Raw genomic sequence first — 16,453 nt, 5'->3', positions numbered from 1 at the left:
CCTTTCAGACCTCGAGAAGCGGCCGCGGCGTCACGCCGCTTTGCTGGCCACGCGCTGCGTCTCCGCCACAGCGCGCGTCGTCGCGGGCGGCGCAGCCGGCTCGGCCGGCGCGCCGATCCATTCGGAATGCGCCGGAATCTTCTCGCCCTTCATCACCACGGTGAGTGGGCCGAGCCGGGCGAAATCGCCGACATGGGTGTCGTAGAGCACGGTGGAGCCGGCGCCGACGGTGACGCCGCGGCCGATCTCGACGCGGCCGACCTTCATCACCCGGTCCTCGTAGAGATGCGTCTGCAGCGCCGCCACCTGATTGAGCGCCGCATAATCGCCGACGCTCACGCAGTCGAATTCGGTGATGTCGGTCATGTCCATGAACACGCCCTTGCCGAATTTCGAGCCGAACAGGCGCAGCATCCAGGGCAGGAAGGGCGTGCCGCGCAAATGCTCGAGCAGGATTTTGCCGGCGAGGCCCCAATAGAGGACGGCGCAGGCCTCGGTGCGCATGGCCCAGAAGGACCACATGGGCTTCACCTGCGGCTCATAGCGCCCCATGGTCAGCCATTTCACCGCCACCACGACCAGCGTCATGCCGAGCGAAATGAGCGTCGAAGAAAGCACGAACAGCCAGAACACCGCCCAATAATCGCCGTCGATGAGCTTTTGGCCGAAGCTCTCCACGGCCCAAGTGCCGAAAGTGATGAACAGCATGGTCGGCAGCGAGACGTTGATCGCCTCATAGACCGCGCGCGCCGCTTTCTTCCAGAAAGGCGGCTGATAGGTCCAGGCGGCGCCGCCGCCGTCGAAGGTCTGGCGCACGGGGAGCTTCATCGGCGGCGAGCCGAACCAGGTGTCGCCCTCGGAGAGCTCGCTATTGGCCGGCGGCTTGGATTTGATGCCGATCAGCGCGCCATTGGGGATTTCCGAGCCCGGCGGCACCACGGCGTCATTGCCGACGAAGACGCGCGCGCCGGTCTTCACTTTCTTCAGATACATCCAGCCGCGGCGCATATCCTCGTCGCCGAGCACCACCTCATCGGCGATGAAGCATTTCTCGCCGATCTCGACGAGATCGTAGCGGCCGGAGAGATTGGTCGAAATCTCCGAATCCTTGCCGATCTTAGCGCCCATCAGCCGATACCAGGTGCGCATATAGAGGGTGGCGAAGAGCGAGGAGAGCGTCTCCAGCGTCACCTCGGTGGCGAGCGCCACCGCCCATTTGCGCAGATAGAAGCCGGACCACACCGAATAGGTCCCCTCTGAGACGCGCGGCAGCACGATCCAACGGAAGGCCACGATGAAGGCCACGGTGACGAGCACCAGCACGAAAGCCGTCGGCCAGGCAAAGGCCGGGATGGCGGCGAGATAGAGGGCGTGATCGACGTCCGTTAGGCCGAGCCAATTGTCGAAACGGTCGAACACCCAAAAGGCCGGGAAGATCGGCAGCAGGCCGAGCGGCGGCAGCGCCAGCACCAGCACGGTGAACATAAAGCCCATGGCGAGCCGTTGCGGCGTCGAGGCCGTCGATTGCGGATCGAGCGTCCGGGCGTCGACATCGCCCTTGTAGCGCGCCGGCGATCCGTCCCAAATTTGATAGGCGCCGATATGCGAGCCGGCGGGAACCGAGGTCAGATCCTCGAGGGCCCCGCCCTCGCCGATGACGACATTCTCCTCGATCACGCAGGAAGTGCCGACATAGGCGTCCGCGCCGATCTCGATCGTCCCGATGATCAGCTCATTGCCGACGACGCGGGCGTTGGCGAGCTTCAGCTTGGAGCCGAGGCTCGCGCCATCGCCGATGCTGACGAGATCGATCGCGCCGACGTCCAATTCGCCGATGATGGCGTCCTCGCCGATCTTCGCGCCGAGGGCGGAAAGATAGAGGCGCATCAAGGGCGAGCACTGGAACCATTTGGCGTGGGTGAGGCCCATGAGGCGCTGCGCCAGCCACCAGCGATAGTAATAGACGCCCCATAGCGGATAGCGCCCCGGCTTGGTGCGGCCGATGACCAGCCATTTGCCGAGGATCGACACCGCCACAGTGGCGATGTTGACGCACATATAGACGCCGAGCAGCGCCGCCACTTCCTCGAGGATATTCGCGTCCGGCGAGGTGAGCAGCTGATAGGAGACGAAGACGCCGAGCCACTGCGAGGTCACGAAAGCGAGGATGAAGGGCAGCGCCGCGGCCTGGGCGAGGCCGCAGAGGAAGCGCCGCAGCAGCGGCGGCGGCGTGAAGGAGAGATCGCGCGGCGGCCCGGCCATCGCAGCCTTGCCGTCGAGATGAGCGGCGAGCGCGCGCAGATTGCGCTCCGAATAGAGGTCCTGCAGCGTGATCGAGGAAAGATGCGCCGTCTCGCGCACCACCGAGACGAATCGCGCGGCGAGCAGCGAATGGCCGCCGAGATCGGTGAAGAAATCCGCGTCGAAGGGAATGGCGCCGGGCGGCAGCACGCGCTTGGCGGCGTCGAGCAGCGCGGCCTCCGTCTTGGTGCGCGGCTCCTCCTGCGCCTCCGTGTCGATCAGCGGGGCGGTGAGCGGCGCGCGCTTCAACGCCTTGCGGTCCACCTTGCCGGAGGAGAGGCGCGGCAAAGAGGTCACGATCTCGAAGCGGCCGGGAACCATATAGGAGGGCAGAAACTCGCGCAGCTTGGCGCGAAGGTCGCGCGGGTCCGGCGACACGGCCGTCGCGCCGACGAGAAAGGCGACGAGCTCGTCCAACCCATTCTCATTGCGCAGAACCACCGCCGCCTGACGTATATGGTCGAGGCGAGAGAGCGCGGATTCGATCTCGCCCAGCTCGACGCGGAAGCCTCGGATCTTCACCTGATCGTCGATGCGGCCGCGAAAATGCAGATCGCCGTTCTCGTCCAGAATCACGGCGTCGCCGGAGCGATAGAGGATCGGATCGGAGCCGTCCGATGGGAAAGGATTGGCGATGAACTTCTCGGCCGTCAGCTCGTCGCGGCGCAAATAGCCCTTGGCGACGCCCGGCCCGCCGATCAGCAGCTCGCCCTCCGCGCCCGGCGGCAGCAGCGCCAGATTTTCATCGACGACATAGCAGCTGTAATTGGGGATCGGCTTGCCGATCGTCACCGTCTCATTGGGCCAGACCTCGGAGACGGTGGCGACCACGGTCGCCTCTGTGGGACCGTAGCTGTTGAAGATGGTGCGGCCGATGCGGGTCCAGCGTTCCGCCACCGAAGGCGGGCAGGCCTCGCCGCCGAGCACGATCTTCTTCAGCGTCGCGACGTCGCGCGGCATGGCGGCGAGCAGCGTCGGCACAGTGTCGAGCACGGTGACGCCGGCTTCCTCCAGAATATCGGGCAGCGCCTCGGTCTCGCCGATGATCTGCGGCGTGGCGACGAAAAGCGACGCGCCGGCGAGATAGGGAATCCAGATCTCCTCCATGGAGAGGTCGAAGGCGACGGAAGCGCCCTGGAACACCACATCGGAGGCCGAGATTTGGTAGATCTCATTGGCCGAGCGCAGATAATGGCAGATGTTGCGCGCCGTGACGACAATGCCCTTGGGCGTTCCCGTCGAGCCGGAGGTGTAGATGAGATAGGCCGGATGATCGCCCGTGGCGCCCAGCGCGCGCGGATCGGGGCAGACGCCGCCCTGGACCGCGATCTCGGCGTCGATCAGCGTCTCGACCGAGACCACGGGAGCGGCCTTGCCGGCGAAGGCGGCGGAGGTCAGCAGCGCCTTGGCGCCCGCGTCGGCGAGGCAGACGGCGATGCGGTCGACCGGGGCGTCGGCGTCGAAGGGCAGCCAAGCGGCGCCCGTCTTGGCGATGGCGATCTGCGCGATCAGCAGCTCCGGCCCGCGCGCGCCCCACAGGCCGACCACATCGCCCGGGCCTATGTCGCGGGCGGCGAGACCGCAGGCGATGGCCGCGGCCTCCGCATCGACCTCGCGATAGGTGAAGCGCCGCTCCAAGGTCGCCATGGCCAGCGCATTGGGGCTGGCGACGACGCGGGCGGCGAAAATCTCGCAGAGCAGCTCGTCGCGCAGCAGATGCGGCATGGCCGGACCGCGCAGCACGGCCCCTGTCCGGGCCGATTCCTGGGCGAGCGGCGCGCCGTCGAGGGGCGCGCTCTTGGCGAAACTGGGGTTCAACTCATTCATCGCGTGACATATCCGCGGGAAATCCGCGCTCATCTAGCATGAGAGCGAAGGACGATCCTATCCCGCATCCAGGCTGAATGCGGGATGAACCCACTATGGGAGGGAATTTGTTGCCGAAAAGACCGGCCGAGAGAGCGACAGGGCTTTCTGCGTCATAATCGTGACGAAGCGGTTACAATAAGAGATCGCCTCGACGAACAACCATTTACGTCTCGGTGAGCGAAGAATGGAGCCCCTGTTCCTCGCGCCGCGACGGCGCGGATTTGGATTTTCGTAAATTTTCATGCATACGGCTCTCGAGCAATCAGGCGGCTTCGATCGGCGCGGGACCGGAACGCGTCGAGGCCGCTTCGCCCGGCCGCCAGCGTCGGGTCCCGCCCCGCGATCCTCACCGTGAGTCGAAATAGAGGAGCCCGGCGATTAGACCATCCCGACCGCCGTCCCGGCAATATCAAGGCGCGCCGGGCCGCTCGACATGGAAGAGCACGGGCTGCGCGCCGGCGCGCTCGAAACGCAACGTGCCGCGCACGGTCTCGCCTTCCGCGAGCGGGCCGCGCAGATCCACCAGCATGAGGTGATAGCCCTTCTCGCGGAAGTCGACGACCGATTCGGCGGGCAGGGCCACGCCGTCGGCGAGCGGGCGCATGCGGCCGACGCCATCGGCGATCTTGGTCACATGCATCTCGACGTGAGCGGCGGCGTCCGCCTCCACGCCCAGCAGCCGATCCTCCGTCTTCCCCTCATTGCGCAAGGCCAGATAGCAGGCGCCGATCTTCACCCCTTTGGGCGGCGTTGCGCACCAGGCGCGCTCCACCTCTATCGCGGCGGCGGCCGGAGCCGCGAGCGTGGCCGTCGCGAAAAGGGCCAGCGGAAACGCGACCGCGCCCGAGGCGCAAAACATCCGAAACTTCCGCAATCCCCTGCAGGTCGAAAGATCGCTACGCCGCAATGAGCCTATGATCATGTCTCGAGCCGATCGTTGAACTCGCCCCCCGGCGCCCCGTCCGCAACTTTTGCGCCAGCGCTGCGAGAAACGCCAGAGCCGATACACATAGCGCGAAACCCGCGCGCGCGGCGAATCTCGAAGTGACGGCCTGGACAGTCGTATCGATTTCGCGCGCATCGCGACGATCACGATCGAACGCATGTCCGTTCACTTTCTGCACGCGACGTCCGGTCGCATGCGCATCGTTCGCCTTCACGTTGACCTATATGCGCAATTGCTGCTTTCGATAAGACCATGCAGCGTCCGCAGCCGCGACATGACGCCGCGAGATGGAGCGCTCTTCGTGAGGAAGCACTGCGTGACGCAAAACGCGCCGATGAAGCCGCGATCCGCTTCCGACATCGACGCCGCGACGCCCGCCGCCGCGACGCGCCGCCTCGCTCGGCTGGCGATCGATGCGATGAATGGCCTCGCGGCTTTCTGCCGTCTCGTGCTCGGAGGCGCGCCCGCCGAGCGCGGCGAGATCGTCGAGCGCGTGACGGTCGAGAATGGCGTCGTCCGCGTCGCGCATTACAGTCGCGGCCGGCTGGTCGATCAGCGCCGAGTCAAAGCGCAGGAGCTGGTCATAGAGCGACGCCTCGATCGCGCGCGGCGCTGCACGCATGTCGAGATCACCGCGGCGGGACGACGGCTCGAGATCGGCCGGCATTCGACGCCGGCGGAGAAGGAGAGCGCCGTCGAGAGCCTCGCCGCCGGCCTGCGCGGCATGGCGGTGGAGCCGCGCATCCGCACCACATTCGCAGAGGCTCTGCGCCGTGCGCCCGGCGCCGGCGTGCGGCTCGCCGCGCGCCTTCGTCGTTTCATTCGCCGACGCGGCTCTCGCCGCTCGAGCGGCGCCTCGGTCTCCATCCCGCCCGAGAGCTCCGCTCGTCCCAGCCGCCCGGCGAGCGTCCGCGCCGCGCCGGGCGGCGAAAGGCGCATTCCCGCCGCTCTGCGCTCGCGGCGATGGTGGATCGCGACGGCCGCCGTCATCGTTCTCGCGAGCGCCGCGGCGCCGCGCTTCGCCCCGCATCGCAACGAGGCCGCCACGCGCGCCTATGCGCCCTCCTTCCGCCTCACCGCGACGAATGGCGATATCGTCGATGAAAAGACGATGCTCGGGCGTCCCTACGCCATCTTCTTCGGCTTCACCCGATGCCCAGAAGTCTGTCCGACCACAATGCTCCAGGTCGCGCGCGCCGCCAATGAGGCGGACCCCTCCGGCGCGGGCTTCGACATTCTCTTCGCGACGCTCGATCCCGAGCGCGACACGCGCGAGACGCTCGCCGATTTCGTCTCCTCCTTCCCGCGGCGCGTCACCGCTCTGCGCGGCGAGCCGGAAGAGACGGCCAGCGCCGCGCAGGCGTTTCGCGTCTATCGACGCAAGACCCCGCTGGAGGGCGGCGATTACACGATCGACCACACCACGCTCGTCTATCTCGTCGATCGCGACGGCCTCATGTCCGGCGTCGCCTCTTTCGCCGAACGCGGCGACGAAGCCGCGAAAACGCTGAAGGATTTCATTCGCCGACAGAGCGCTCCGCAGCGACGCGGGGGCGCGGGGCGCATCATTCGGCGTGAACGAAAGCATGCGTCACGCTCGCGACAACATGCCGCATGCGCGCCAGGGCGCGTCGCTTGACGCTCTCCTGCGTCGCTCGTACTTTCGCGCTCCGAACGCCTCAGAGCACATTGCCTTGAAAATCACGGGCCGGACACATCTCAGCGTCGAGCGAGCGACCCTCGGCATGGTCGCGGCGCTGCTGTTCCTGCTGCAGACTGTCGGCGTCGGCTTCGCCTCGGGCGCAACCGCCAATAGCGCGCAATTCTCAGGCGTCGTCTGCGCGTCCTTCAAGGCCGACACGGCCAAGAGCGACACTGCTCCGAGCGAGAATCATCATATCGGCCCTTGCTGCATTCTTCATTGCAGCTCGGCGATAGATGTCGAGCGCGAGCTCGTCCTCGTCGTGATCCTCCCGCTCGAAATCTCCTCCGACACGCCGGCGCCGGTCTATGTCATCGACGCCGTCGCCGCCGCGCCCGAGCTGCGGCCTCTATTTCCACGCGCGCCTCCAGCGCCTCTCGCCTGAGCTCCCCGACTCTCTTTTCGAAGATCGATGGCGGCAAAGCGCCGTCGAGGGATTCACGCGAACTGCGCCGATCATAGGATCGCGCGCGCAGCTGGAGGCTATTGTCATGAGCATCGCATATTTCCGGGCCGTGAGCGTCGGCGCTCTCGGCGGTCTCGCCGCTTTTCTGGCGCTCGGTCCCGCCGCTCCCTATGGCGCGCAGCTCTTCGCCGCGCTCATCGGCTGGGCCGGCTACATGCATTTGGGCGGCCAGCTCGACGGGCTGAAAAAATCGGTCCCGCATAATCTGCTCGGCGTCGCTCTCGCCGCCGTCGCGCTTCTCGCCGCGACGCATCTTCCCTATGGCGAGGCCATCGGCGTCGCGGCATGGACGGCGATCGCCATTGGCGTCACGCTCGTCGCTCTCGTGCTCTCCGCCAAGCTGCCGGCGCTCGCCCAATGGCCCGTTTCCCTGGCCGCCTATGCGACGTTGCTGGCGACGACGCGTGCGGACGAGATCTCCGCGCTCACGGCCGGCAATCCCGCTCTTCTGGCGGCTTTGTCGCTGATCGTCGGCGCGATCCTCGGCTATGCGGCGGATCAGCTCGCCGAAGCGCTGTCGAAGCTGCCTCTGCCGGGCCAAAAAGCGCCCTCCGTCGCGCGCGGCTGACAAGCTCGCAGACGCGCGACGTCGAATGCTCGCCCGCGCATGAGCGCGAGCGAGCGCCCGCGCATGAGCGGACCGTCGAACCCGACGCGCCATGCACTGTCACGCAAAAGAAAATCGGGAGGATCGCTTTTGAGCGATACGGCGATGAGATCCCCCATGCTCGGCCATGCGGCCGCCGCTGTCATGACGATGCGCAGCGCCGAGGAGACCGGCTTTTATGGAGTCGACCGTCCCGGCGTCGCCTGGGATTGGATGAAGCAAACCGGGCAGGCGCCCGCCGGCGCCGATTGGGTGCGCCCGCAGGTCTCCGAGGCCTGGGCGCGCTGCGTGGACGACCACGCTCTGCCCCCGGGCGCGGAATTCGCCCCGCGCCAGCGCCGCGACGATCGCACCGCGACCGAGCTCGACGCTTGGCGCAATTCGGCCGGCGGCGTCGCCGGTCGGCTTTCGGCGCTCGTCTATGAGCTGCGCGCGCTGCTCGACGAGACCAATGTCGCGCTGCTGCTCGCCGATCCCGCCGGCGCGCTCGTTCAGCTGCTCGACTCCGGCTCGCGCATAACGGCCGGCGCCGCGCAAATGGCGCGCATCGGCGCCGATTGGAGCGAGGCCAGCCTCGGCAATAATGGCGTCGGCACGGCGAGCCTGTTGCGCACGCCGATCGCCTTCGACGGCAAGGAGCATTTCAACGGCGCGCTGCATCGCTTCGCCACCGCCGGCTGCCCCATCACGGCGCCCGATGGAAGCCTCTGCGCGATCCTCGGCATGGTCTCCGACCGTCGCGACGCCGCCAAGCTCGCCCTCGGCTTTCTGGAGATCGCCCGTCTTCTGCTGGAGGCGAGCCTCTTCGACCGCATCGCCTCCGACGGCTATCTGCTGCGCCTGCGCGCGACTCGCGACGCCGAGCCGCGCTTGGCCGACGAGGGCCGCATCTTCATCGGAGCCGACGGACTCGTTCGCGGCGTCGACCGCGCCGGCGTCGAGACGCTTCGCTCCGACCATTCCGCGCTCATCGGCCAAAAGGCGGCGACTGCGCTCGGCGTCGATCTGCCCGCGCTGGTCGCAGCGCATGAGAGCGCGCGCCTCATTCCGCTCGCGGATCCACGCAACCAATTTTCCGTCTTCGCCGAAGCGCATCGCTGTCCCAAACGTGAGAGCTATTCGACATCGCCGCGCCGCGCGCCCGACAGCGCCGACGCCGCGCAGCGCGCGCCAGAGGCTCGAGCCGATTGGAGCGACAATGTGCTGGAGGCGGCGCTGCGCAAAGCCTCCGGCTTGCAGGAGCGCAATATTCCGATTCTCATCACCGGCGAGTCCGGCGTCGGCAAGGATCATCTCGTGCGCCGCCTGCACGCCGGCGGGCCGCGCAAGGAGCGTCCGCTCGTCGCCATAAATTGCGCCGCCATTCCGCGCGAGCTGATCGAGAGCGAATTGTTCGGCTATGAGGGCGGCAGCTTCACCGGCGCGCGCGCCAAGGGCAAGGCCGGCAAATTCGTCGAAGCGGACAAGGGCATATTGTTCCTCGACGAGATCGGCGACATGGCCGCCGATCTGCAAGCGACGCTGCTGCGCGTGCTCGATTCGAGCGAGGTGGTGCCGATCGGCTCCAGCAAGCCGATCCGCGTCGATGTGCGCGTCGTCGCCGCCACCAATCGCAGCCTGCAGGAAATGGTGCAGAAGGGGACGTTTCGCCGCGATCTCTATTATCGGCTCAATGGCGTGCAGCTGTGGCTGCCGCCGCTGCGCGAGCGGCCCGATCGGCTCGGTCTGCTGGCGCAGCTGTTTCGTCTCGAGCGCGAGGCGCTGGCCGCCCCCGAGGAGCTGCGTTTCTCCGACGAGGTGTGGCGCATTTTCTTCAAGCATCCATGGCCTGGAAACATACGCGAGGCGCGCAATGTGCTGCGCTCCAGCATCGCCGTCGCCAAGGGGCCGCTCATAGAGATCGACGATCTCCCGATCGACTTCATTCAAGAGCTCGACTTCGACAATCGCAACATCGGCGGCGCGGCGCCGCCCACCGCGATCATGGACGAAGCCGTCGAGAGCGAGACGGGCTTCGACCTCTCTGATTGGGAGGCGCGCGCCGTGCGGCACGCGCTCGCTTCCGCAAAGGGCAATATCGCCAAAGCGGCGCGCAGCCTCGGCATCACCAGAGCCACGCTCTACCACAAGATGGCGCGCTACGGCCTGCGAAGCGATCGGCGAATCGTCTGCAAGAGGTGACGCGATGAAACCAGAAGATCGCGCATTTTTAGAAGAGACCGCGCGCGCGCTCGACGCTTCCATGCGCGAGCTCGAGCAGGAGTCCGAGCGTCTGCAGGAGGTCGTCGGCGAGGAGCGCGCGCAGGAGCTGCAAGCCTATCTGCGCCGTGAATTCGAGCCTGTCGACATAGAGGAAATACGGCGCACGCTGGATTTCGACGATCGCCGCTTGATCTCGGTGTGGATACGCATCGAGCGCAATCGCGCGCGCCGCGTGGCGGCGGGACGCAGCGCCATGACGCTCAACGCCGGGCGCGAGGACATAGACATAACGGCATTCGACAAGCCGAATAAAAAATAAGAGGAAACGCGCGCGGCGCCGCGGCGGAGCGTCGCACCTGTGGAGGATTAGAGTCGTGGCCAGAAATATTCGCTTCGGCGACCCCGTTCGCAAGCGCCTGCTCGATGGCGTCGATGTTCTCGCCGACGCTGTCGGCGTGACGCTCGGCCCCTGCGGCCGTAATGTCGTCATCGAGCATCGCGCCTCCGGCCTACCGCCGGTCGCGACCAAGGACGGCGCCACTGTGGCTCGAGCGGTGGAAGCCGCCGGACGCACGGAGAGCGTCGGCATAAATCTCGTGCGCCAAATGGCGACGACCGTGGCCAAGGAAGCGGGCGATGGAACGACGACGTCCGTCGTGCTGACGCGCCGCGTCGCCGCCGAAACGCGCAAGGCGCTCGCCGCCGGCATGAATCCGCGCGATATCGCCATTGGCATGGAGCGCGCCGCGCGCGCTGTCGAGGCCGATCTGTTGCGCCGCGCGCGGCGTTGCGACGATCCGCGTTCGCTCGCCCATGTCGCGACGCTCGCCGCCGGCGGCGATGAAGGCATAGGCGCGATCGTCGCGCAGGCGCTTTCGCTCGCGGGCGAAGGCGGCGTCGTCGATGTCGAGCTCGGCCATGGCGTCGCCGACGACATCGAATCCGTCGAAGGCATGCGTTGGGAACAAGGCTATCGCTCGCCCTATTTCATGACCGACAGCGCGCGCAAGGTCGCCGAGCTCGAGAACCCTTACATTCTCGTCTATGATCGCGTCATCAACGAATTTGCCGAGCTGGTGCCGGCGCTGGAGCTGGTGCGTCGAAGCGGCGGCAGCCTGCTCGTCGTCGCCGAAAACATAATGGAGGAAGCGCTTCCCGGACTCTTGCTCAATCACATTCGCAAGAATCTCTGCTCCATCGCCGTGAAGGGGCCGGGCTATGGCGACAGCCGCTATGAATATCTTCTCGATCTCGCCGCGATCACCGGCGGCCGCGCGATCATGGAAGCCTTCGGCGAAGATATTTCCAATGTCACGATGGCGCATCTCGGCCGCGCGCGACGCGTCGTCGTGCGCGAGGACGACACGCTCGTCATCGGCGGCGAAGGCGATCCGAAAGTCATCGCCGATCGGCTCGCCTCGGCGAAACGTCAGGCCGATTGGATCGTCGAAGGCGACGCCTCCAAGGGCTCGCCGAGCGGCAAGCGTCACGAGCTGGAAAATCTGCAGACTCGCATAAAAGCCTTGTCGGGCAGGATGGCGACGATACGCGCCGGCGGCCTGTCCGACGTTCTCATCAAGGAGCGCATGCAGAGAATCGAGAATGCGCTCAATTCCGCGCGCGCCGCGCAAAGCGATGGCGTCGTCGCCGGCGGCGGCGTCGGGCTCTATCGCGCGCGCGGCGCTCTCGCCGAGCTGCGTGGTGAAAATCTCGATCAGGATCATGGCGTCGCCATCGTGCGCGCAGCGCTCGACGAGCCGATAAGGCGAATAGCGGCCAACGCCGGCGTCGACGCCGGTGAATTCTTGTTCGAGCTGCGGCGATCCAATGATGATTTCTGGGGAATGGATATGCGCAGCGGCGCCTGTGGCGATCTCTTCGCCGCGGGCGTCATCGATCCCGTGCGCGTCACGCGTCTCGCATTGCGCAATGCAGTCGCGACAGCGTCTTCGCTGATGACGGTGGAATGCGCTGTGACTCATATTCCGGTCGCCGATCCGACATTCGGATTCGACGCCCGTCGCGCGGCGGAAACGCGCGAAGATCCGCGCGCCTGAATGCGCGCTCGATCGCCGCGATGTCTTTGACGATCGCGGCGATCGAAACAGGCGATGAAATTCGTGCGTACGCTTATTTGACAACTGTATCGAGCACTGCCTTCGAATATCGTCGCGCTCACGTCATATGACTTTCACGATCCTTTCGAATCCCTTGCAAACTCTACGATTCAGCAAAAACACCATCAGTGGCACAGGGCTTGCCATAACAATAGATGTCGTCGCTTTCGCAATAGATGAATTGCCGACGACATCGAAAGTTTCCATTTCGAAAGTTTGGAAAGCGGCGCACACATTCGGATTTGTCGACCGTGAACAAGGCCGCGAATCCGAGAAACAAAAAGTCTGTGAGGAGGAAAAGCATGGCGATCAGTCTCGCGACAAAAGCGGCGACCGATGCTCTGAAGGTCAACCGCGCTCCGGTCGGCGTCGAGCCGCAGGAGGTCCACAAGTGGCTGCAGAGCTTCAATTGGGACTTCAAAGAAAACCGCACCAAATACGCCACCAAATATCACATGGCGAACCAGACCAAGGAGCAGTTCAAGGTCATCGCCAAGGAATACGCCCGCATGGAGGCGGCCAAGGACGAGCGCCAGTTCGGCACTCTGCTCGATGGTCTGACCCGTCTCGGCGCCGGCAACAAGGTGCATCCCCGCTGGGGCGAGACCATGAAGGTGATCTCGAACTTCCTCGAGGTCGGCGAGTATAACGCCATCGCCGCTTCGGCCATGCTGTGGGACAGCGCCACCGCCGCCGAGCAGAAGAATGGCTATCTCGCTCAGGTGCTCGACGAAATTCGTCACACGCATCAGTGCGCATTCATCAACCACTATTACTCCAAGCATTATCACGATCCGGCCGGCCACAATGACGCCCGTCGCACCCGCGCGATCGGTCCGTTGTGGAAGGGCATGAAGCGCGTCTTCGCCGACGGCTTCATCTCCGGCGACGCCGTGGAATGCTCGGTCAATCTGCAGCTGGTCGGCGAAGCCTGCTTCACCAATCCGCTGATCGTCGCCGTCACCGAATGGGCCTCGGCCAATGGCGACGAGATCACGCCGACGGTCTTCCTGTCGGTGGAGACCGACGAGCTGCGCCATATGGCGAATGGCTATCAGACGGTGGTGTCCATCGCCAATGATCCGGCGGCGGCGAAGTTCCTCAACACCGATCTGAACAACGCCTTCTGGACGCAGCAGAAGTATTTCACGCCTGCCCTCGGCTATCTGTTCGAGTATGGCTCCAAGTTCAAGGTCGAGCCCTGGGTGAAGACCTGGAACCGTTGGGTCTACGAGGATTGGGGTGGAATCTGGATCGGTCGCCTGGGCAAATATGGCGTGGAGAGCCCCCGCTCGCTGCGCGACGCCAAGACGGACGCCTATTGGGCTCATCACGATCTCGCCCTCGCCGCTTACGCGCTGTGGCCGCTCGGCTTCGCGCGTCTGGCTCTGCCGGACGAGGAGGATCAGGAGTGGTTCGAGGCGAACTACCCGGGTTGGGCCGACCACTACGGCAAGATCTACAATGAGTGGAAGAAGCTCGGCTATGAGGATCCCAAGAGCGGGTTCATCCCCTACGCCTGGCTGCTGCAGAACGGTCACGACGTCTATATCGACCGCGTCTCGCAGGTGCCGTTCATCCCGTCTCTCGCCAAGGGCTCCGGCTCGCTGCGCGTGCACGAGTTCAACGGCAAGAAGCATTCGCTCACGGATGATTGGGGTGAGCGTATGTGGCTGTCGGAGCCGGAGCGCTACGAGTGCCACAATCTCTTCGAGCAGTATGAGGGACGTGAATTGTCCGAAGTGATCGCCGAGGGCCATGGCGTTCGCTCCGACGGCAAGACGCTGATCGCCCAGCCTCACGTGCGCGGCGACAACCTCTGGACTCTCGAGGACATCAAGCGCGCGGGCTGCGTCTTCCCCGATCCGCTCGCCAAATTCTGATCTGCGCTCGACGCCTCGCGTCGAATTGCAACGGGTTCCCGGCGCGTCTCGCGCGCGCCGGGTCCTCGGCGGGCGAGGTGCGTCCGTCGACAAGCACGAAGCACAAAAAATCCCTTAGTGGAGGACGTCTGAAATGTCACAGCCTCAGAGCTCTCAGGTTACGAAGCGAGGTCTCACCGATCCGGAACGCGCCGCGATCATCGCCGCCGCTGTTCCGGATCACGCGCTCGATACGCAGCGCAAATATCATTATTTCATCCAGCCGCGCTGGAAGCGCCTGTCGGAATATGAGCAGCTGTCCTGCTATGCTCAGCCCAATCCCGACTGGATCGCCGGCGGCCTCGATTGGGGCGATTGGACTCAGAAGTTCCACGGCGGCCGTCCGTCCTGGGGCAATGAGAGCACCGAGCTGCGCACGACCGACTGGTATCGCCATCGCGATCCGGCCCGTCGCTGGCACGCTCCCTATGTGAAGGACAAGTCGGAAGAGGCGCGTTACACGCAGCGCTTCCTGGCGGCTTATTCTTCCGAGGGCTCGATCCGCACCATCGACGCCTATTGGCGCGACGAGATCCTCAACAAATATTACGGCGCGCTGCTCTACAACGAATATGGCCTGTTCAACGCCCATTCGTCGGTCGGCCGCGACTGCCTGTCGGACACGATCCGTCAGTCGGCGACCTTCGCTGGTCTCGATAAGGTCGACAATGCGCAGATGATCCAGATGGAGCGTCTGTTCATCGCCAAGCTCGTGCCGGGCTTCGACGCTTCGACGGATGTTCCGAAGAAGATCTGGACCACCGATCCGATCTACGCCGGCGCCCGCGGCGCGGTTGAAGAAATCTGGCAGGGCATTCAAGATTGGAACGAGATCCTCTGGGCGGGTCACGCCGTCTATGACGCGACCTTCGGCCAATTCGCCCGTCGCGAGTTCTTCCAGCGCCTCGCCACGGTCTATGGCGACACGCTGACGCCCTTCTTCACGGCGCAGTCGCAGACCTATTTCCAGACCACGCGCGGCGCGATCGAGGATCTCTTCGTCTACTGCCTCGCCAATGATCCGGAATTCGGCGCGCACAACCGCACCTTCCTCAACGCCTGGACCGAGCATTATCTCGCGCGTTCGGTGACGGCGCTGAAGGATTTCGTCGGCATCTACGCCAAGGTCGAGAAGGTCGCGGGCGCGACCGATCGCGCCGGCGTCTCGGAAGCGCTGCAGCGCGTCTTCGGCGATTGGAAGGTCGATTACGCCGACAAGATCGGCTTCAACATCGACGTGGACCAGAAGGTCGACGCCGTTCTCGCCGGCTACAAGAACTGAAAAGGAAACGCTCCTATGTCTAGCGCGCATAACGCTTACAACGCCGGCATCATGCAGAAGACCGGCAAGGCCTTCGCGGACGAGTTCTTCGCCGAGGAGAACCAGGTCGTCCACGAGTCCAACGCCGTGGTTCTGGTCCTGATGAAGAGCGACGAGATCGACGCGATCATCGAGGACATGGTGCTCAAGGGCGGCAAGGCGAAGAATCCGTCCATCGTCGTCGAGGACAAGGCGGGTTTCTGGTGGATCAAGGCCGACGGCGCGATCGAGATCGACGCCGCCGAAGCCGCCGATCTGCTCGGCAAGCCGTTCTCGGTCTACGACCTTCTCGTGAATGTGTCGTCGACCGTCGGCCGCGCCTACACGCTCGGCACGAAATTCACCATCACCTCGGAACTCATGGGCCTCGATCGCGCCCTGACCGACATTTGATCGGTCGACGACAAGGATTGCCACAATGGCGAAAAGAGAACCGATCCACGACAATTCCACTCGCACCGAGTGGGAAGGAAAGATCGCCAAGCTGAACAGCGTGGAGCAGGCGACGAAGTTCATTCAGGACTTCCGTCTCTCCTATTCCTCGCCCTTCCGCAAGAGCTACGATCTCGACGTCGATTATCAATATATCGAGCGCAAGATCGAGGAGCGTCTCTCGGTGCTCAAGACCGAGAAGCTCTCCGTGGCCGATCTCATCACCAAGGCGACGACCGGCGAGGACGCCGCTGCGGTGGAAGCGACCTGGATCGCCAAGATGAAGGCCGCCGAGAGCAAATATGCGGCGGAGCGCATCCATATCGAGTTCCGCCAGCTCTACAAGCCGCCGGTTCTGCCGGTGAATGTGTTCCTGCGCACCGATGCGGCGCTCGGCACCATTCTCATGGAGCTGCGCAACACCGATTATTACGCGACTCCTCTCGAGGGGCTGCGTAAGGAGCGCGGCGTCAAGGTCCTGCATCTGCAGGCCTGACGGCTTCCTTCACAAAGCAGAGATCGAGCGTTCGGGCGGCCCTCCGCCCGAACGCCTTCGCGACAAGGGAGA

The 16,453-nt window shown here is 64.9% G+C and carries 12 protein-coding genes; 10 read left to right on the top strand and 2 right to left on the bottom strand.

Going from position 1 to position 16,453, the window contains the following annotated elements; all coding sequences use genetic code 11:
• Positions 1–30: 30 nt before the first annotated feature.
• Positions 31–4,128 carry a Pls/PosA family non-ribosomal peptide synthetase gene (locus GYH34_RS06525; protein WP_161912861.1) on the bottom strand — a complete coding sequence of 1,366 codons (4,098 nt, stop codon included), beginning with the start codon at positions 4,126–4,128 and terminating at the stop codon, positions 31–33.
• Between the two features lie 451 nt (positions 4,129–4,579).
• Positions 4,580–5,029, bottom strand: a complete 450-nt coding sequence (locus tag GYH34_RS06520; RefSeq protein WP_161912860.1) for a copper chaperone PCu(A)C — start codon at positions 5,027–5,029, stop codon at positions 4,580–4,582.
• A gap of 403 nt (positions 5,030–5,432) precedes the next feature.
• Here GYH34_RS06520 and GYH34_RS06515 point away from each other — a divergent pair, with 403 nt between their 5' ends.
• The 10 genes from GYH34_RS06515 (at position 5,433) to mmoZ (ending at position 16,381) form a co-directional block, all read left to right on the top strand.
• Positions 5,433–6,755 carry an SCO family protein gene (locus GYH34_RS06515; RefSeq protein ID WP_161912859.1) on the top strand — a complete coding sequence of 441 codons (1,323 nt, stop codon included), beginning with the start codon at positions 5,433–5,435 and terminating at the stop codon, positions 6,753–6,755.
• A gap of 55 nt (positions 6,756–6,810) precedes the next feature.
• The gene (locus GYH34_RS06510) at positions 6,811–7,203 is read left to right on the top strand and encodes a hypothetical protein (RefSeq protein ID WP_161912858.1); all 393 of its coding nucleotides are present in this window, start codon (positions 6,811–6,813) and stop codon (positions 7,201–7,203) included.
• Between the two features lie 106 nt (positions 7,204–7,309).
• The gene (locus tag GYH34_RS06505) at positions 7,310–7,852 is read left to right on the top strand and encodes a DUF1097 domain-containing protein (protein WP_161912857.1); all 543 of its coding nucleotides are present in this window, start codon (positions 7,310–7,312) and stop codon (positions 7,850–7,852) included.
• A 144-nt stretch (positions 7,853–7,996) separates the two neighbouring features.
• Positions 7,997–10,072 (top strand): sigma 54-interacting transcriptional regulator, encoded by a 2,076-nt coding sequence (locus tag GYH34_RS06500; RefSeq protein WP_244635294.1) that lies wholly within the window; start codon positions 7,997–7,999, stop codon positions 10,070–10,072.
• A gap of 4 nt (positions 10,073–10,076) precedes the next feature.
• The gene (locus tag GYH34_RS06495; protein ID WP_161912856.1) at positions 10,077–10,412 is read left to right on the top strand and encodes a hypothetical protein; all 336 of its coding nucleotides are present in this window, start codon (positions 10,077–10,079) and stop codon (positions 10,410–10,412) included.
• A 55-nt stretch (positions 10,413–10,467) separates the two neighbouring features.
• Positions 10,468–12,150 (top strand): molecular chaperone GroEL, encoded by a 1,683-nt coding sequence (locus tag GYH34_RS06490; RefSeq protein ID WP_161912855.1) that lies wholly within the window; start codon positions 10,468–10,470, stop codon positions 12,148–12,150.
• Positions 12,151–12,512: 362 nt separating this feature from the next.
• On the top strand, positions 12,513–14,093 hold the full coding sequence (gene mmoX, locus GYH34_RS06485) for an aromatic/alkene monooxygenase hydroxylase subunit alpha (RefSeq protein ID WP_161912854.1): 1,581 nt from the start codon (positions 12,513–12,515) through the stop codon (positions 14,091–14,093).
• 133 nt (positions 14,094–14,226) lie between these two features.
• The gene (gene mmoY / locus GYH34_RS06480; protein ID WP_161912853.1) at positions 14,227–15,414 is read left to right on the top strand and encodes an aromatic/alkene monooxygenase hydroxylase subunit beta; all 1,188 of its coding nucleotides are present in this window, start codon (positions 14,227–14,229) and stop codon (positions 15,412–15,414) included.
• 15 nt (positions 15,415–15,429) lie between these two features.
• A complete protein-coding gene (mmoB, locus tag GYH34_RS06475) occupies positions 15,430–15,846 on the top strand; it encodes a methane monooxygenase regulator MmoB (protein WP_161912852.1) in 417 nt (138 codons plus the stop codon).
• Positions 15,847–15,871: 25 nt separating this feature from the next.
• Positions 15,872–16,381 (top strand): aromatic/alkene monooxygenase hydroxylase subunit gamma, encoded by a 510-nt coding sequence (gene mmoZ / locus GYH34_RS06470; RefSeq protein WP_161912851.1) that lies wholly within the window; start codon positions 15,872–15,874, stop codon positions 16,379–16,381.
• Positions 16,382–16,453: the final 72 nt, after the last annotated feature.

It is taken from the genome of Methylosinus sp. C49 (assembly GCF_009936375.1).
In the GTDB taxonomy this organism is placed as follows: domain Bacteria; phylum Pseudomonadota; class Alphaproteobacteria; order Rhizobiales; family Beijerinckiaceae; genus Methylosinus.
Note: the sequence above shows the minus strand (reverse complement) of the source record. Positions and strands in the feature narration are given on the sequence as shown.

Coding starts and splice junctions, on each gene's coding strand:
- GYH34_RS06525 (WP_161912861.1), bottom strand. CDS start 4,128: ATGAATGAGTTGAACCCCAGTTTCGCCAAGAGCGCGCCCCTCGACGGC.
- GYH34_RS06520 (WP_161912860.1), bottom strand. CDS start 5,029: ATGTTTTGCGCCTCGGGCGCGGTCGCGTTTCCGCTGGCCCTTTTCGCG.
- GYH34_RS06505 (WP_161912857.1), top strand. CDS start 7,310: ATGAGCATCGCATATTTCCGGGCCGTGAGCGTCGGCGCTCTCGGCGGT.
- GYH34_RS06500 (WP_244635294.1), top strand. CDS start 7,997: ATGAGATCCCCCATGCTCGGCCATGCGGCCGCCGCTGTCATGACGATG.
- GYH34_RS06495 (WP_161912856.1), top strand. CDS start 10,077: ATGAAACCAGAAGATCGCGCATTTTTAGAAGAGACCGCGCGCGCGCTC.
- mmoX (WP_161912854.1), top strand. CDS start 12,513: ATGGCGATCAGTCTCGCGACAAAAGCGGCGACCGATGCTCTGAAGGTC.
- mmoY (WP_161912853.1), top strand. CDS start 14,227: ATGTCACAGCCTCAGAGCTCTCAGGTTACGAAGCGAGGTCTCACCGAT.
- mmoB (WP_161912852.1), top strand. CDS start 15,430: ATGTCTAGCGCGCATAACGCTTACAACGCCGGCATCATGCAGAAGACC.
- mmoZ (WP_161912851.1), top strand. CDS start 15,872: ATGGCGAAAAGAGAACCGATCCACGACAATTCCACTCGCACCGAGTGG.